Source organism: Dongia rigui (genome assembly GCF_034044635.1).
GTDB classification, from domain to species: Bacteria; Pseudomonadota; Alphaproteobacteria; order Dongiales; family Dongiaceae; genus Dongia; species Dongia rigui.
On the sequence record NZ_JAXCLX010000001.1, the window covers coordinates 1063374 to 1077860 of the forward strand.

The window sequence follows — 14487 nt, forward strand, 5'->3', positions numbered from 1 at the left end:
CTACCGGGCTGGACGTGAGGGCGGGCGGCGCCTTGCAGGCACCGCCCGTCACTCTGTCACTGGCTGATCGACATGAAGCGCGTCGCGTGGACGTCGGCCGGATTGTCGACCCAGCCCTTGATCTTGGACGCGACCAGATGCCGGTTCGGGCTGGAGGCGATAGGGGCTACGAGATAATCGTCGAGCAGCGCCTTTTCCGCCTCGGCCAGCACCTTCCAGCGTTCCTTCTGATCGGTGAGCGGCATCGCCTTGTCGAAGGCCGCTTCAAAGGCTGGGTTCTTCCAGTGGTAACCGACCTCGGCGCGGGGATCCATATAGGCCAAATAGGTTTCCGGCCCGGGAAAATCGCCGATGAGATTGTCATTGAACACATCCCAGCCGCCGGCATTGAAGGCCGCGAGCCAACCGTCGCGGTCTTGCGCATTGACCTTGGCATCGACGCCCAGGACCTGCTTCCACATGACGGCGACCGTTTCCGCCTGCTTCTTATAGACGTCGTTGTTACTGGATTCGATGGTGAGCGAGACCGGCTTGTCGGGACCGAAGCCTGCCTCGGCATAAAGTGCCTTTGCCTTGGCGATGCGGTCTTCCTTGCTCATGGTCGCCTCGGCGACTTTCGGCGCGTCATAGCCGGGGATCGGCACCGCATAGCCATAGTTCACGACATAGCCCGCCTTCACCACCTTGTTGACCAGCGTGTCGCGGTCGATCGCCATGGAGAGCGCCTGCCGCAGCTTGATGTTGTCGAAAGGCGGCTTGGTGATGTTGAAGCTCATGTAATTGGTTTCGGTCGACGGCGAGATATGAACCTGGTCGGCGAATTCGCTTTTCAGCGCATCGATCTGCGCGGTCGGGATGTCGGCCGTCGCGTCCAGTTCGCCGGCGCGCCACAGCTTCACCGCCGTGCTGTCGTCCTCGGTCACGCGGTAGACGACCTTGTCGATCTTGACGTTGGCGGCATCCCAGTAATTGGGGTTCTTCTCCAGGGTCACATGGCTCTGCGGCACATTCTCGGTGAGGATATAGGCGCCGTTGCTGACGATGTTGCCGGGCTTGATGAAGTCTTTCCCGAATTTCTCCAGGCTGGGCTTATGGAGTGGCGGCGCATAGAAAGAGCCGAGCACGAAGAGGGCGTGCGGCGCGGGTGCCGCCAGCTTCAGCACCACGGTCTTGTCGTCCGGGGCCGAGATGCCGACCGACTTCGCGTCCTTGCTCTTACCATCGACGAAATCCTGGGCGCCAGCCACACGGATGGTCGAGGTGAAGATATAGGCCTTGTCGGAGGCGGTCGCCGGATCGATCGTGCGGACGATGCCGTCGACGAAATTCTGCGCCTTCAGCGCATCGCCGTTCGACCATTTGAGGCCGTCACGCAGATGGAAGGTATAGGTGAGGCCGTCATCGCTGATGTCCCACTTTTCCGCGGCACCCGGAATGACGGCGCCGCCGGCATCGTTGGCGACCAGGCCTTCATAGGCGTCGTCAAGGATCCAGCCTTCCCAGGCGAGGAAGTTGATATGCGGATCGAGCGTGCCGATGGTGGCGCCGATGCCGCGATTGAGGACCATTTCGGCGCTGGCAGCAGCAGCCGAAAACGCGAGCAGCGCAGCCATGCTGGTCGCCAGCGCCAACTTCCTGATAATCATGTTGTCTCTCTCCCGATCGTTTCATGCCTGTCCTGTCACGCACCGACCGGTTGTCCCGATCTGGTTCCGCCACCCTAGCGCCCCTCGCCCGAATTGCACAAATGGGCTAAAAGAGGCTGCCAGCCGCCAATGTTGCGCCGCAACAAGGCCTTATGGCATGCTGTATACAGCTTGTGCACCCACTCTAGTCGAGGAAGTGGGGGCGCTGTCAAGCTGCCCCACCGATTTCGCGCCGCCGATATTGAGGTTAACGATGAACGTCTCGCTCGATGCCGCCCTTGCCGAAGCCGAAAGCCGCTACACGGCCGCCAATCCGGCGAGCCTCGCCCGCCACGAAGCCGCGCGCAGCGCGATGCCGGGCGGCAACACGCGCACGGTCCTGCACTATTCCCCTTTCCCGCTCGCCTGGAGCAAGGGCGAAGGCGCCACGCTCACCGACCTCGACGGCCACAGCTACACCGATTATCTCGGCGAGTATTCGGCCGGGCTCTACGGCCATTCCAACCCGAAGATCCAGGCAGCATTGAAGAGAGCCATCGATGACGGCACGGTGCTCGGCGGGCCCAATGTCTATGAGGCGGAACTGGCAGGGCTGCTGAAGAGCCGCTTTCCGTCGCTGCAAGCCCTGCGCTTCTGCAATTCCGGCACCGAGGCCAATGTCTTTGCCCTGATGACCGCCCAGGCGCACACAGGGCGCAAGAAGGTGATGGTGTTCGACGGCGGCTATCATGGCGGCGTGCTTTATTTCGGCCATGGCGGCATTCCCATCAACCTGCCGCTCGATTGGGTCATCGCGCCCTATAACGATGTCGAGGGCACACTGGGTCTCATCCGCCAGCACGGCGCCGAACTGGCGGCCATCCTGATTGAACCGATGCTGGGCAGCGGCGGCTGCCTGCCGGCGCGCCAGGACTTCCTCGGCGCCCTGCGCCAGGCGGCAAGCGAGCTCGATATCATCCTCATCTTCGACGAGGTAATGACCTCGCGCCTCTCCTCCGGCGGCTTGCAGGCAGCTTTGGGCGTGACGCCGGACATGACGACGCTGGGCAAATATCTCGGCGGTGGCTCGTCCTTCGGTGCCTTCGGCGGGCGCGCCGACATCATGGGCCATTACGACCCGGAAAAGCCCGGCTATTGGCCCCATGCCGGTACCTTCAACAACAATGTGCTGTCGATGGCCGCCGGCCTCACGGGACTGCGCGATATCTACACGCCGGAAGCGGCGATGTCGCTCAACGCCAAGGGCGACCGGCTGCGCGACGGGTTGAATGCGCTGGGCGAGAAACACGGCGTGCCGTTCACCGCGACCGGCGTCGGCTCCTTCATTGGCATACACTTCACCCAGGACGTCATGGATCGCCCGGTCCATGACAGCGCCGAGGAGGAAGCGCGGCAAAGCAAGATCCACAAGCTGATGCATCTTGACTTCATCGCCGCCGGTCTGTTCTTCGCGCGCCGCGGCTATATGGCGCTGAGCCTCGCTTTGACCGATCGCGATATCGACCGCTTCGTCGCCCAGACGGACGAATTCATCACCTCGCGCAAGCCGCTGCTGGCAGCGTAGAACCCCTCACGTCCCGAGATAGTCGCGGATCGCTGGGTGCTCTGATGCCAGCACCGCGGCGGTCCGGCCGCTGGTGACGACCTTGCCCGCGGCGATGAAGGCCGTGTGATCGGCGGCAAAGAGCGCATCTGCCGGATCATGCGTCACCATCAGCACGGTGAGATCCTTCTGCGTCCTCAAGGAAAGAACCAGTTCCAGCATCTCTTTGCGCAAGGCCGGCCCCAGCGCCGCGAAGGCTTCGTCCAGCATCAGCACGGGACGCCGGCGCAGGATGCAGCGCGCGATTGCGACACGCTGGCGCTCGCCGCCGGAGAGCTGGCCGGGCAGGCGTTCCTCGAAGCCGGTGAGGCCCACCTCGTTGAGGGCCCAGGTCACCTGTTCCTTCTCCGCCGGCATCAGGCGCAGACCCGGATGGAGGCCGAGGCCCACATTCTGGATGACGGTGAGATGGGCGAAGAGATTGTGGTCCTGAAAGAGGGTCGTCACGGGGCGCACCTCTGGCGGCAGATCGGTGATATCGGCGCCGTCGATCAGAATACGGCCCGCCTGCGCCGTCTCAAACCCGCCGACCAGGGCGAGAAGCGTGCTCTTCCCCGCCCCGCTCGGGCCAATGACGGCCATGACCTCGCCCCGTTCGACGGCCAGATCGAAATGCATCAGCAGATCTTCATAGGTGAACTCGACACCCTTGATCTCAACGTAGCTCACGTCCACCCACCCAGCGTTCCAATGCGGCATATGTCACCAAAGTCAGGGCCAGCAACAACAGCGCGGTACTCGCGGCACCGTCCAGGCGATAGGCGCCGAGCTGGCCATAGAGCAGCAGTGTGAGGTTGGTGAGATCCTGGCTGCCAAAGAGGGCGATGGCGCCCAGATCGCCCATGGCGATGACGCTGGCAAAGGCAAAGGCACTGCCGAGCGGCCGGCGCAAGACCGGCCAGTCGATCTCGCGCCAGCGGTGCCACCCCTTGATGCCGAGCGCCGCGCACAGCCGATCATGGCGTTCGGCCGCCATCGCGATGGCCGGTTCCAGCAGGCCAAGGACGAAGGGCAAGGCCATGACGGCGTTCAGCACGATGACACCGGGAACGGCCAGCGCATAGAGATCGACGTGGCCCGTAGCGGCGAGGAAGATGCCGGTGCCGATCACCATCGGCGAGACGAAGAGGCCGAGCCGGCCAGTGAGCGCCATCAGCATGGCAGCACGCGGGTGGCCCAGTGCGACCAGCCGCTGCCTTGTTTGTGCCAGCAGATAGCCGATAACCGTCGCGAGCCCGCCGCCGCCGAGACCCAGTGCCAGGCTGACGATGCCGGCCCTCGACAGGCTGGCAGGTGAAGCGGCGGCGCTGATGCCAGCGATGCCCTTCTGCACCAAAGCCGCGATCGGCAGGACCAGAAACAGCGCCGCCAGCAGAATGAAGCCGTAATCCATCAGTTGCGTTCCGGTGGTCGCACCATCATAGCGCCTGATCACGAGACGGGTGGCGGCCCCCATCGTCATCTCGCGCCCCATGCGCCAGACCGCGAAGGCACCACCGGCGCAAAGCACCACCTGCAGGATCGCCAGCAGGGCGCCAAGGCTCAAGTCGAAATCGAAGCGCAGCGCCTGATAGATCGCGACTTCCAGCGTCGTCGCCGCCGGACCGCCGCCCAATGTCAGCGCCACGGCAAAGGTCGTGAAGCACAGCATGAAGATGATGACGGCGATGCCCGGCAGTTGCTGGCGCAGCAGCGGCATTTCGATGAAGCGGAAGACATCGCGCCCCGTCATGCCGAGTTGTGCCGCAAGGCGCCAGCTTTCCGCGGGCACCGCGGCATAGGCCGGCAGCAGCAGGCGGATGGCGAGCGGCAGGTTGAAGAAGACATGGGCGATGAGAATGCCCTGAAGGCCATAGAGGCGCGGGCGCCAATCCGATCCGGCGAGCGCCGCCACTGCCGCCAGATAGCCGCTGCCGCCGAACACGGCGACGACGCCGAAGATGCCAACGATGGTCGGCATCACCATCGGCAAGGCGCAGAGGCGCAGCAGCCAGGCGCGGCCAGGAAATTCGGACCGCCGCGCCAAGGCGCGAGTCACTGGAACGGCGGCCACCAGGGACAACACTGTCGACAGCAAGGCCTGCCACAAGGTGAAGGCCAGCACCTTGCCGAGATAGCGGAACGAGACGCTGGCGATATCTCCACCCGCCTGCCACAGCAAGACAAGCACGGCGATCGCCGCTGCCGCCAGGGCGAGCGCCAGCCCGCAACCGATGAGGAAGGCTGCAGGCTGGCGCCCGTTTGCGGTGGTCCTCTGCGACATCGGCGTTACTGGCTGACCGCCTCGACCCATGTCTTGATCCAGTCGTCGCGATGCTTGGCGGCCTCGTCTGCCGGCAGCAACAGCGATTTTTCCGGCTTGGGCAAAGCGACAAATTCCGCCGGCAGATCGGCGCCGATATCGCGCACCGGATACATGTAGTTCGTGGTCGGGATGACCTTCTGGGCCTCCGGCGAAACCAGGAAGGCGAGGAAGGCCTTGGCAAGATCCGCCTGCGCCGAACCGGCGATCGCCGCCGCCACTTCGACCTGCATGTAATTTCCTTCCGGGAAGACCAGCGCCTTGTAGCGGTCGGTCTTCTCGACGATCTGGTGATAAGCGGGCGAGGTCGTGTAGGAGAGCACCATCGGCGCTTCCCCTTGCGTGAACAGGCCATAGGCCTCGCTCCAGCCCTTGCTGACGGTAAGGATCTTCGGCTTCAGCCCTGCCCAGGCTTCGCCGGCCTTGTCGCCATAGACTTCGCCCAGCCACATCACCAGGCCAAGGCCCGGCGTGCTGGTGCGCGGATCTTCGAGAATGACCTTTGGCGCATCCTTGCCGTCGATGAGATCGGCAAGGCTTTTCGGGGGGTCTTTGAGCTTTTCGCTGTCATAGACGAAGGCGAAATAGCCCCAGTCATAGGGCACGAATTCGGCATCGTTCCAGGCGATCGGCAATGTCAGCGCCGACAAATCCGTGCCATGCGGGGCAATGAGCCCGGTGGCCTTTGCCTCGGCCGTGAGGTTGGTGTCGAGACCCAGCACCACATCCGCCTTGGTGTTCTTGCCTTCGAGCTTCAACCGCGCCAGAAGCGCCGCGCCATCTTCCAGCGCCACCCAATTGATGTCGCAGCCGCAAGTCCCTTCGAAGGCCTTCTCCAGCACCGGACCTGGACCCCATTCACTGGTGAAGGAATTGTAGGTGTAGATGGTGAGAACCGGCTTCTCCGCCGCCAACGCTGCGGGCATGGCCGCCATGGACAAGAACAGGGTCGAAAGCAACAAGGGGTGCAAGCGCATGACGTCATCTCCTCCGCAAGGGCGCCGGAAGAGACTGAAAGTCGTGATTGGGGCTGATGCGCTCAAATCGCTGACTCATATCCCTCCGCCGGCATGACCCGGATCAGGTTCCGCGGGTTGAAGCGCAGCTCTCGCTTCTCTCAGCCCCTCGCAAACTGGGGCACCCCGTTGAGTGGCGGCCAATGTCGTCAGCTTCGGGTGACTTGTCAAGCGGGGTGCCGGTACCCGCAAGCAAGGCCCCTCACCCCAACCCTCTCCCCGCAAGCGGGGCGAGGGAGTTTCCAGCGGCTTCGGCAAAAAGCCCCTTGCCCCACGTTAGTGGGGAGAGGGGTTGGGGTGAGGGGGCGCTCAAGCGCTCCGCAGCCAGTCCTGGTATCGCGGATCACCCAGGCGCTGCTTGAGGTGCAAAAGCCGGTCATCGCGCAAGGCGACGAGGTCCGGGGAATCATTGGCTGCCACCAGCTCCGCCTCGCACCAGCTAGCGGCGACCAGATTGAGCGCCGTCTTATAGAGTTCGAAGCGCGGCCATTGCGCGGACCCGATCAATGGCTCGATTTGCACCTGTGCCATCGCGGGGTCGACGCCTGCCTCCATCGTCACGGCGGCGAGATCCCACAGCGGTTCCTCGGTCGCCGCGAATTCCCAGTCGATCAAAAAGAGCCGGCCCGCGCCGTCACGCAGGAAGTTCGCCGGGTTGGGATCGATATGGCAGGCGACGCGCGGCAAGGGATGGCGCGCAAGCGCCAGGCGCAGCGGCTCCAGCGCCCGCCGCACGTCCTGCATCAGCTGCGTCGGCGCCAGCTTGATATAGAGATCGATCGCCTTGAAGAGGCCTTGCTGAAAGGGAAAGGCCACGTCCGACCGGTGCAAGGTGGTGAGCAGCTTCAGCATGCCGGCAAAGGTCTCCGGGTCGGCCACATCACCGGCATTCAATGTCTCGGCACCGGTGACGAAGGCGGTGATGTACCAGCCGGCATCCGGATCCGCGGCCAGCACCGGCGGTGCCAAACCCAATCCTGCCACGGCCTGTGCATTGAGCGGCTCGGCGCGGCGATCGAGATAGCGCGAGGCACTGGCACCGGGCCAGCGCAGGACCAGGTCCTGCCCATCGGCCTGAAGGCGATAGCTGCGATTGGTGATGCCGCCCAAAGGCGACATGCGCCACGCCGCCCGCGGCACCCCCGCCAGCAGCGGCACGTGCGTAAACAAATGTTCGATGTCGTCGTCGAGTTGCATGCTGTCCGCTTAGCCCAGCGCCGCCGGATTTGGCAAGCCGGGCTTGTGCAGCAGTCTTGCCAGGGGCGCCGGCCTCTGTCACCGTTCGGGCTTGCCTAACCGCCAAGCGAGTTCCTGATGGCCAGCGACACCCCCGCCTTTTCCATGGTCGACACAGCCGTGACGCTGGTGGCCCTCACCGGCGATGCCGACTTGGCGGGGCGGATCAAGCAATATGCGCAGGATGCGGCCCAGGAACCACTGACGCTGTCGGTCGTGGGTGACCCGGAAAAGGCATCGCGGGCGCTGGCGGAAGCCGGCATCCTGGGCGTTGCCCTCTATGATCTGCGCGGCGGCGGCACCAACCATCACAATCTGCTCGCCGCCATTCCTATCATCTCGCGCAGCGGCCCGGTCATCGGCCTGGTCGACAGCGAAGCCTCGCAGGTGGCGCAAGGGGCGCTGGCTGCCGGCGCCACCGATGTGCTGGCCATTGCCGATTTGTCCGGTCCCTTGCTGCGCCGCGCGGTGCGTTATGCCCTGGCGCGGCGGGAATCGGAACGCAAGCTCACGCGCCTGCGCCTCTTCGATCCCATCACCAGCCTGCCCAGCCAGATCCTGTTCTGGGAGATCCTGTCGCTGGCCGTGCGGCGCGCCAAGCGCAACCGAGATTTCTTCGCCGTGCTGCTGGTCGATATCGAGAACCTGCCCGACGGCCATGGCGAGGATGGCCCCTATCGCGACCTTGCCATGCGCGAGCTGGCCGAGCGCATCACGCCGATCCTGCGCAGCAGCGATACGATCGCGCGCTTCGAGCAGCAGCAGCTGGCGATCCTGGCCGAATCGATGCCCCGCGTCGAAGACATCCAGATCGTCGCCGAAAAAATCATCGAAGAGTTCGTCAAGCCCTTGGACGCGGGCGGGGGTCCGCTCTCGGTCAATGTGGCGATCGGCATCTCGCTCTATCCGACCAGCGCCACCGGTGCCGAGGGGCTGCTGTCGCGCGCCACCGACGCCATGCTGCAGGCGCGCGATCACGGCAGCAATCTCTTCGTCTTTGCCTGAGAGTCGTCTTTGCCTGAGAGTCGTCTTTGCCTGACGCGGGATAGGACGGCACACCCCTTGCATCGTCTGGGCATGACCTCACGAGCAAGGGGAAGATTCTGCCCATGTTGTCCATGTTCTCGAAGCGTGCCGAGCCTGAAAAACCGAATGATCGCAGCCGTATAGAGGTCAGCCTCGGGCGGCCGGACGCAGCCGGCAATGTGACACCGCTCAAAGTGCCGCAGGCAGGCTTTGCCGAGGTGCGCCCACCGCGTGCGGCCCAGCCCCAGGGGCTGGCGCAAGGACGGGCCAAGATTTTCGAGAACGTGCCGAGCGTCGGCCAGTATCTCTACCACCTCAATTCCGACATCCGCGCCTTTACGCGCGCCGAAACGGCGCATGCGGTGAGCTCCTGCACGCCGATCGAGGTGCAGCGCGTGGCGCGACTCCTTGCCAAACTGAAGGGCCGGTATCTGGCCCAGATCGTCGATCTGGCAAGCGGTAAGCGCGGACCGATCGGTGAGCTGGATGTGGTCGACATCCGGCGCGCGCGTGAGATGGCCGAGGAAGTGGAGCTCGGCCTCGCCGCCTTGCGCCAGGCTATCGAAAACGGCGATCTGGCCCTGGACGGCGTGAAGGCGGAGTAATCGTTCAGCCTTTGCGCGCCCGCCTTGCCCGTTCCGGCAAGATCGCCTAATCCTGAAGGCTGACTGAACCACTCTCCACCAGCCTTCAGGACGGATTTCCATCATGCGCACGCTTTATCCGGCGATCGAACCCTATCGCACCGGCTATCTCGACACGGGCGACGGCCACCAAGTCTATTGGGAGATAAGCGGCAATCCCGACGGCAAGCCCGCGGTCTTCCTGCATGGCGGCCCGGGCGCCGGTTGCAGCCCCGCGCATCGCCGCCTGTTCGATCCGAAGAAATATCGCGTGCTGCTGTTCGATCAGCGCGGCTGCGGCCGCTCGAAGCCGCATGCGAGCCTTGAGAACAACACCACCTGGGATCTGGTGAAGGATATCGAATCCCTGCGCCAGATCATGGGCGTCGAGAAATGGCTGGTTTTCGGCGGCTCATGGGGCGCCACCCTCGCCCTCTCCTATTCCGAGACGCACCCCACCCGCGTCAGCGAACTCATCGTGCGCGGCATCTTCACGCTGAAGAAGCGCGAGATCGACTGGTACTATCAGGAAGGTGCGTCGAACCTCTTTCCCGACCTCTGGGAATCTTTCCTTGCTCCCATTCCGCTGCCCGAGCGCGGCGATCTGGTGGCGGCCTATCGCAAGCGCCTCACCGGCAGTGACCCAAAGGCGCAGATCGAAGCCGCGCGCGCCTGGAGCATCTGGGAGGGGAGCACCATCAAGCTGCTGCCCAGCAAGCAGAACAGCACGTCCTATGGCCAGGACCAGTTCGCCCTCGCCTTCGCCCGCATCGAGAACCACTATTTCACCCATGGCGGCTGGATGGATGACGGCCAGCTCATCCGCGATGCGGGCAAGCTCAAAGACATCCCCGGCGTCATCATCCAGGGCCGCTACGACGTCTGCACCCCGGCGATCACCGCCTGGGAATTGCACAAGGCCTGGCCGGAAGCCGAATTCATCATTGTCGACGATGCCGGCCACGCCTTCGACGAGCCAGGCATCATGCACCAGCTCATCAGCGCCACCGACAAGTTCGCGGGGTAAGTGGGAAACCGCTTCGTTCCCGGCAATCCCAAACCCGTCATGGTCGGCGCAGGCCGACCATCCACGCGTTGCTTTCATCAGCCTCTGACAAACTCGTGGATGGTACGCCTTCGCGTACCATGACGAATTAAGAACAAAGCCCGCCGCATTCAGAATGCGGCGGGCTTTTTTTTCATCAGACCGTTAAGCGCTCTACGCTGTCAGCTGGCCGTGGCAGTGCTTGTATTTCTTGCCCGAACCGCAGGGGCATTCGGCGTTGCGGTTGAGGTTGGTCCAGGTCGCCGGGTTGTTCTTGTCGATACCGCTGTTCTCGATCACTGGACCGGCGGGAGCTGCGGGGGCCGCCTGCTGCGGCGCTTCAGCCCGGACTTCGATATGCGAGAGCATCGAGGTCGCCTGCTCCCGCAGGCGGTCGAGCATCGCTTCGAACATCTCGAAGCCTTCGCGCTTGTACTCGTTCAAGGGATCGCGCTGGCCATAGGCACGCAGGCCAATGGCATGGCGCAGGTGATCCATGTTGAGGAGATGCTCTTTCCAGTTCTGGTCCAAGACCTGCAGCACCAGCGACTTCTCGATGGCGCGCATCAGATCCGGGCCGATATTGGCGGCCTTTTCCGCCATCTTGCGGTCGATCGCCTCGACCAGGCGCTCGCGCATTGCCTCATCCGCGATGCCTTCTTCCTTGGCCCAATCGGCAAAGGGCAGGTCGAGCGCGAAGATGCGCAGGACTTCTTCATGCAGGGCCTTGGTGTCCCATTGTTCGGCAAAGGCCTTTTCCGGCACATAGCGGCCGATGAGGTCTTCGACGACCTCATGGCGCATGGAGAGAACCTCTTCCTTGAGGTCATCCGCCGCCATCATCTCGCGGCGCTGTTCGTAGACGACCTTGCGCTGGTCGTTCATGACGTTGTCGAATTTCAGCAGGTTCTTGCGGATCTCGAAGTTGCGCGCCTCGACCTTCTGCTGCGCCTTCTCCAGCGCCTTGTTGATCCAGGGATGGACGATCGCCTCGCCCTCCTTGAGGCCTAAGCGCTTCAACATGGTGTCCATGCGCTCCGAGCCGAAGATGCGCATGAGGTCATCTTCGAGGGAGAGGAAGAAGCGCGAGGCGCCGGGATCGCCCTGGCGACCCGACCGGCCGCGCAGCTGGTTGTCGATGCGGCGGCTTTCATGACGTTCGGTCGCGATGACGAAGAGGCCGCCGGCTTCAAGCGCGATCTTCTTCTTGGCTTCCACATCGGCGGTGATGGCCGCAATCTTGGCATCGCGCTCGGGGCCCGCCGGCACATCGGCGAGCTCGCGCTCGACGCGCATCTTCACGTTGCCGCCCAGCTGGATGTCGGTGCCGCGGCCCGCCATGTTGGTGGCGATGGTGACGGCGCCCGGCACGCCGGCATCGGCGATGATATAGGCTTCCTGTTCGTGATAGCGTGCGTTCAGGACCGAATGCGGAATCTTCTTCTTCTTCAAATGCTCCGAGAGCATTTCCGATTTCTCGATCGACACCGTACCGACCAGCACCGGCTGGTTGCGGGCGCGGCATTCCTCGACCAGTTCGCTGATCGCCTTGAATTTCTCGGCCGCAGTCCGATAGACCTCGTCGTCGTAATCCTTGCGGCTGACCGGCACATTGGTCGGGATCTCGACCACGTCCAGGCCATAGATGTCCGAGAATTCCGGCGCTTCCGTCATCGCCGTACCCGTCATACCGGAGAGCTTCGGATACATGCGGAAATAGTTCTGGAAGGTGATCGAGGCCAGCGTCTGGTTCTCGTTCTGGATCGAGACGTTTTCCTTGGCTTCCAAGGCCTGGTGCAGGCCTTCCGAATAGCGGCGGCCTTCCATCATGCGGCCGGTGAATTCGTCGATGATGACCACCTTGTCATCCTTGACGATGTAGTCGACATCGCGGGCAAAGAGCTTATGGGCGCGCAGGGCCTGGTTCACATGGTGGACCAGGCTGATATTGGCCGTGTCGTAAAGTGTCCCCGCCTTCATGAGACCCACGCCGCGCAACAGCTGCTCGATATGCTCATTGCCGGCATCGGTCAGCGTCACATGGCGCGACTTCTCGTCCTTTTCGAAATCGGCATCGACCAGATGCGGAATGAGCTTGTCGACCTTGTAATAGAGGTCGGAATTATCCTCGGTCGGACCTGAGATGATGAGCGGCGTGCGCGCCTCGTCGATGAGGATGCTGTCGACTTCGTCGACGATCGCGTAGTTGAACGGCCGCTGCGTCATGTCCTCGACGCGGTGCTTCATGTTATCGCGCAGATAATCGAAGCCGAATTCGTTATTGGTGCCGTAGGTGATGTCGCAGGCATAAGCGGCCCGGCGTTCCTGGTCGTTGAGGCCATGGACGATCGACCCGACGCTGAGGCCCAGGAACTGATAGACCTGACCCATCCAGCTGGCGTCGCGCTTGGCAAGGTAGTCGTTGACGGTGACCACATGCACGCCCTTGCCTTCGAGCGCATTGAGATAGACCGCAAGGGTCGCCACCAGCGTCTTGCCTTCGCCGGTCTTCATTTCCGAGATCTTGCCCTGGTGCTGGACGATGCCGCCCTTGATCTGGACATCGAAATGCCGCTGGCCCAGGGTGCGCTTTGCTGCTTCGCGGACGGTCGCAAAGGCATCGGGCAGGATGTCGTCGAGGGTCTCGCCCTTTTCCAGACGGCCGCGCAGCCAATCGGTCCGGGCGCGCAGGTCCTGGTCGGAGAGGGCCTGGACGGCGGGCTCCAGGGCGTTCACGGCTTCGACCGTCTTGTCTAAGGTCTTAATAAAACGGTCATTCGCGGATCCGAAGACCCGCCTCGCCAACGCCGCGAACATGCTGAGAAACCCTTAAAAATCCTGAATGTGGTTGCGCAACAGATAGGTCGCGGGCGTTCCCCTGTCAACTTGGGGTGAAGTACCGGAAATCCTTGACCTTTCCGCTTGTAAGGGCAGGAAACGCGCGGCATAGTCCCCGGCGCTTGGCGGCTTGGCGACCCAAAATGGCCCACCCCGCCCCGGGCATTTTCAGGCACCAAAGGATACCCCTAATCCCATGGCCACTCCGACCTTCCGCCAGGCCCTGACGGCCAGCGTCCTCCTCGCCCTCAGCCACAGCTTTGCCTGGGCGCAGGACAATTCCACCACCACCCAACCGGCGACCGCCGCCCCGGCGCAAGCCGGCCAGCCAGACCCCAAGCTGGTGGTAGCCAAGCTCGACGGCGTCGACATCACGCGCCAGGACATCATCGAGTCCGCCTCGGGCCTCGACCCGCAGATCCGCAACAATGTCGACCAGTTCTTCCCGCAGTTGCTCGACCGCTACATCTTCCTCAAACTGGTCGCCGCCAAGGGCCGCGCCGACGGTCTCGACAAGGACCCGGAAGTCACCAAGCTGGTCGATGATTCGGTCCGCCAGATCGAGGACAACGCCATCCGTCAGGTCTTCTTCAAGAAGCTGATCGAGGAAAAGGTCACCGACGCCCAGGTCGATGCCAAATACAACGAGCTCAAGGCGAAGTTCGACGACGATGTGAAGAAGCTGCCGCCAGAGCGCGAGATCTCGGCCAGCCACATCCTGGTCAAGACCGAGGATGAGGCAAAAGCCATCATCGCCGATCTGGAAAAGGGCGGCGACTTCGCCAAGATCGCTGCTGAAAAGTCGATCGACCCCAGCGCCAAGAGCAATAGCGGCGCGCTGGGCTGGTTCGCCAAGGGCATGATGGTGAAGGAATTCGAAGAAGCCGCCTTCGCCATGAAGGATGGCGAGGTCAGCAAGGCCCCGGTGAAGTCGCAATTCGGCTATCACGTCATCAAGATCACGGGCGACCGCACCAAGCCGCTGCCCACCTTCGACAAGTCGAAGGAAGACGTGCGCCTCGACCTGGTCGAAGAACTGCGCCAGCAGGTTGCCAAGGATCTGAAGGATGCCGCCAAGCTCGACATCGTTGATCCCAATGGCGGCCTGAAGCCGGCCCAGCCGTAACCTACCCATCCCACCAACGATCCCAG

At 63.2% G+C, this 14487-nt stretch carries 11 protein-coding genes and 1 riboswitch; of the genes, 5 read left to right on the plus strand and 6 right to left on the minus strand.

Going from position 1 to position 14487, the window contains the following annotated elements:
• Positions 1-56: 56 nt before the first annotated feature.
• A complete protein-coding gene (locus SMD31_RS04790) occupies positions 57-1646 on the minus strand; it encodes a peptide ABC transporter substrate-binding protein (protein ID WP_320499595.1) in 1590 nt (529 codons plus the stop codon).
• Between the two features lie 253 nt (positions 1647-1899).
• Here SMD31_RS04790 and SMD31_RS04795 point away from each other — a divergent pair, with 253 nt between their 5' ends.
• Positions 1900-3210 (plus strand): aspartate aminotransferase family protein, encoded by a 1311-nt coding sequence (locus SMD31_RS04795; RefSeq protein WP_320499597.1) that lies wholly within the window; start codon positions 1900-1902, stop codon positions 3208-3210.
• Between the two features lie 6 nt (positions 3211-3216).
• Here the strand turns inward: SMD31_RS04795 and thiQ are convergent, their stop codons facing one another.
• The 4 genes from thiQ to SMD31_RS04815 form a co-directional block, all read right to left on the minus strand.
• A complete protein-coding gene (gene thiQ / locus SMD31_RS04800) occupies positions 3217-3918 on the minus strand; it encodes a thiamine ABC transporter ATP-binding protein (protein WP_320499598.1) in 702 nt (233 codons plus the stop codon).
• A complete protein-coding gene (gene thiP, locus SMD31_RS04805; RefSeq protein WP_320499599.1) occupies positions 3905-5512 on the minus strand; it encodes a thiamine/thiamine pyrophosphate ABC transporter permease in 1608 nt (535 codons plus the stop codon). The genes thiQ and thiP overlap by 14 nt, the downstream gene beginning before the upstream one ends.
• A 5-nt stretch (positions 5513-5517) precedes the next feature.
• The gene (thiB, locus tag SMD31_RS04810) at positions 5518-6528 is read right to left on the minus strand and encodes a thiamine ABC transporter substrate binding subunit (RefSeq protein WP_320499600.1); all 1011 of its coding nucleotides are present in this window, start codon (positions 6526-6528) and stop codon (positions 5518-5520) included.
• A gap of 62 nt (positions 6529-6590) precedes the next feature.
• A riboswitch (TPP riboswitch) is annotated at positions 6591-6706 on the minus strand.
• 170 nt (positions 6707-6876) lie between these two features.
• Positions 6877-7764 (minus strand): choline/ethanolamine kinase family protein, encoded by an 888-nt coding sequence (locus SMD31_RS04815; RefSeq protein ID WP_320499601.1) that lies wholly within the window; start codon positions 7762-7764, stop codon positions 6877-6879.
• A 117-nt stretch (positions 7765-7881) separates the two neighbouring features.
• On the opposite strand from SMD31_RS04815, the gene SMD31_RS04820 reads away from it, so the two are divergent.
• The 3 genes from SMD31_RS04820 to pip all read left to right on the plus strand — a co-directional run bounded on the left by SMD31_RS04820 (position 7882) and on the right by pip (position 10479).
• Positions 7882-8808, plus strand: coding sequence for a GGDEF domain-containing protein (locus SMD31_RS04820; RefSeq protein WP_320499602.1), 927 nt, complete (start codon positions 7882-7884; stop codon positions 8806-8808).
• Positions 8809-8912: 104 nt separating this feature from the next.
• Positions 8913-9434, plus strand: a complete 522-nt coding sequence (locus SMD31_RS04825) for a hypothetical protein (RefSeq protein ID WP_320499603.1) — start codon at positions 8913-8915, stop codon at positions 9432-9434.
• Between the two features lie 103 nt (positions 9435-9537).
• Positions 9538-10479 (plus strand): prolyl aminopeptidase, encoded by a 942-nt coding sequence (pip, locus tag SMD31_RS04830; RefSeq protein ID WP_320499604.1) that lies wholly within the window; start codon positions 9538-9540, stop codon positions 10477-10479.
• Positions 10480-10671: 192 nt separating this feature from the next.
• Here pip and secA read toward each other — a convergent pair whose 3' ends face one another.
• Complete coding sequence (gene secA, locus SMD31_RS04835; RefSeq protein ID WP_320499606.1) at positions 10672-13314, minus strand: preprotein translocase subunit SecA; 2643 nt, start codon at positions 13312-13314, stop codon at positions 10672-10674.
• A gap of 217 nt (positions 13315-13531) precedes the next feature.
• Between secA and SMD31_RS04840 the strand changes: the two genes are divergently transcribed.
• A complete protein-coding gene (locus SMD31_RS04840; RefSeq protein ID WP_320499607.1) occupies positions 13532-14461 on the plus strand; it encodes a peptidylprolyl isomerase in 930 nt (309 codons plus the stop codon).
• Positions 14462-14487: the final 26 nt, after the last annotated feature.

Bases quoted from the DNA above. Each gene is read 5' to 3' on its own strand.
- SMD31_RS04790 (WP_320499595.1), bottom strand. From the start codon at position 1,646: ATGATTATCAGGAAGTTGGCGCTGGCGACCAGCATGGCTGCGCTGCTC.
- SMD31_RS04795 (WP_320499597.1), top strand. From the start codon at position 1,900: ATGAACGTCTCGCTCGATGCCGCCCTTGCCGAAGCCGAAAGCCGCTAC.
- thiP (WP_320499599.1), bottom strand. From the start codon at position 5,512: ATGTCGCAGAGGACCACCGCAAACGGGCGCCAGCCTGCAGCCTTCCTC.
- thiB (WP_320499600.1), bottom strand. From the start codon at position 6,528: ATGCGCTTGCACCCCTTGTTGCTTTCGACCCTGTTCTTGTCCATGGCG.
- SMD31_RS04815 (WP_320499601.1), bottom strand. From the start codon at position 7,764: ATGCAACTCGACGACGACATCGAACATTTGTTTACGCACGTGCCGCTG.
- SMD31_RS04820 (WP_320499602.1), top strand. From the start codon at position 7,882: ATGGCCAGCGACACCCCCGCCTTTTCCATGGTCGACACAGCCGTGACG.
- SMD31_RS04825 (WP_320499603.1), top strand. From the start codon at position 8,913: ATGTTGTCCATGTTCTCGAAGCGTGCCGAGCCTGAAAAACCGAATGAT.
- pip (WP_320499604.1), top strand. From the start codon at position 9,538: ATGCGCACGCTTTATCCGGCGATCGAACCCTATCGCACCGGCTATCTC.
- secA (WP_320499606.1), bottom strand. From the start codon at position 13,314: ATGTTCGCGGCGTTGGCGAGGCGGGTCTTCGGATCCGCGAATGACCGT.
- SMD31_RS04840 (WP_320499607.1), top strand. From the start codon at position 13,532: ATGGCCACTCCGACCTTCCGCCAGGCCCTGACGGCCAGCGTCCTCCTC.